A 2,500-nucleotide genomic window follows, 5' to 3' on the forward strand; every position below is an offset into this window, starting at 1 on the left:
GAGACTGGGGTTTTCTGGGCTGTAAGAGAGACTGGGGTTTTCTGGGCTGTAAGAGCCTGACGATGACCTACTTTCACACGGGAACCCGCACTATCATCGGCGCAAAGTCGTTTCACTGTCCTGTTCGGGATGGGAAGGAGTGGTACCAACTTGCTATGGTCATCAGGCATAACTTGGTGCTGGGCTGTTCTTGTGAACAGCCTGGCGAATTCATAGAGTCTGGAATCAGATTTTTTGTATTTGACTGCGTCTAACTTGGCATAACAGACTTTGAGCTTTTCACACAACCATTGTGGTGTGCGTGTTGGCTATCAAAGTTATAGGGTCAAGCCGCACGAGCAATTAGTATCAGTTAGCTTAACGCATTACTGCGCTTCCACACCTGACCTATCAACGTCCTGGTCTTGAACGACTCTTTAGGGGGCTCAAGGCCCCGGCAGATCTCATCTTGAAACGAGTTTCCCGCTTAGATGCTTTCAGCGGTTATCTCTTCCACACTTAGCTACTCGGCAATGCCACTGGCGTGACAACCGATACACCAGAGGTGTGTCCACTCCGGTCCTCTCGTACTAGGAGCAGGCTTCCTCAAATCTGCAGCGCCCACGGAAGATAGGGACCAAACTGTCTCACGACGTTTTAAACCCAGCTCACGTACCTCTTTAAATGGCGAACAGCCATACCCTTGGGACCGGCTACAGCCCCAGGATGAGATGAGCCGACATCGAGGTGCCAAACACCGCCGTCGATATGAACTCTTGGGCGGTATCAGCCTGTTATCCCCAGAGTACCTTTTATCCGTTGAGCGATGGCCCTTCCATACAGAACCACCGGATCACTATGTCCTGCTTTCGCATCTGCTCGACTTGTCAGTCTCGCAGTTAAGCACGCTTATGCCATTGCACTATCGTCACGATGTCCGACCGTAACTAGCGTACCTTCGAACTCCTCCGTTACGCTTTGGGAGGAGACCGCCCCAGTCAAACTGCCTACCATGCACTGTCCCCGATCCAGATAATGGACCTAGGTTAGAACCTCAAACACACCAGGGTGGTATTTCAACGTTGGCTCCATGAGAACTAGCGTCCTCACTTCAAAGCCTCCCACCTATCCTACACAGATCTGTTCAAAGTCCAATACAAAGCTACAGTAAAGGTTCATGGGGTCTTTCCGTCTTTCCGCGGGGAGATTGCATCATCACAAACATTTCAACTTCGCTGAGTCTCAGGAGGAGACAGTGTGGCCATCGTTACGCCATTCGTGCAGGTCGGAACTTACCCGACAAGGAATTTCGCTACCTTAGGACCGTTATAGTTACGGCCGCCGTTTACTGGGACTTCAATCAAGAGCTTGCACCCCATCATTTAATCTTCCAGCACCGGGCAGGCGTCACACCCTATACGTCCACTTTCGTGTTTGCAGAGTGCTGTGTTTTTATTAAACAGTCGCAGCCACCGATTTTTTGCAACCCCGTTGGGCTCCCTCTGTACGAGTTCACCTACTTGGGGCATACCTTCTCCCGAAGTTACGGTATCAATTTGCCGAGTTCCTTCTCCTGAGTTCTCTCAAGCGCCTTAGAATACTCATCTCGCGCACCAGTGTCGGTTTGCGGTACGGTCGTCAATAGCTGAAGCTTAGTGGCTTTTCCTGGAAGCAGGGTATCACTCACTTCGTCTGCAAGCAGACTCGTTATCACCCCTCATCTAAGCCCGGCGGATTTGCCTACCAGGCACGACTACAGGCTTGAACCAACATATCCAACAGTTGGCTGAGCTAACCTTCTCCGTCCCCACATCGCACTATTGATCGGTACAGGAATATTGACCTGTTTCCCATCAGCTACGCATCTCTGCCTCGCCTTAGGGGCCGACTCACTCTACGCCGATGAACGTTGCGTAGAAAACCTTGCGCTTACGGCGAGGGGGCTTTTCACCCCCTTTAACGCTACTCATGTCAGCATTCGCACTTCTGATACCTCCAGCATCCGTTACCAGACACCTTCACAGGCCTACAGAACGCTCTCCTACCACTTGCAATAAATTGCAAATCCGCAGCTTCGGTAACTGGCTTAGCCCCGTTACATCTTCCGCGCAGGACGACTCGATCAGTGAGCTATTACGCTTTCTTTAAATGATGGCTGCTTCTAAGCCAACATCCTGACTGTTTTAGCCTTCCCACTTCGTTTCCCACTTAGCCAATTTTAGGGACCTTAGCTGGCGGTCTGGGTTGTTTCCCTCTTGAGTCCGGACGTTAGCACCCGGTGCTCTGTCTCCCAAGCTGTACTCTGCGGTATTCGGAGTTTGCATAGGTTTGGTAAGTCGCCATGACCCCCTAGCCTAAACAGTGCTCTACCCCCGCAGGTAATACTTGAGGCACTACCTAAATAGTTTTCGGAGAGAACCAGCTATTTCCAAGTTTGTTTAGCCTTTCACCCCTATCCACAGCTCATCCCCTAGTTTTGCAACACTAGTGGGTTCGGACCTCCAGTACCTGTTACGGCACC

2 rRNA genes (1 of these 2 cut by a window edge) are annotated in these 2,500 nt (G+C 51.1%); both read right to left on the reverse strand.

The features are described from left to right. Positions 1-54: 54 nt before the first annotated feature. Positions 55-167, reverse strand: a 5S ribosomal RNA gene (rrf, locus tag ASD94_RS13245). Between the two features lie 154 nt (positions 168-321). Further along, a 23S ribosomal RNA gene (locus tag ASD94_RS13250) occupies positions 322-2,500 on the reverse strand; it runs 700 nt beyond the window's last position.

Origin of the sequence: Acidovorax sp. Root70, from assembly GCF_001428225.1 — a bacterium.
Classification (GTDB): domain Bacteria; phylum Pseudomonadota; class Gammaproteobacteria; order Burkholderiales; family Burkholderiaceae_C; genus Acidovorax.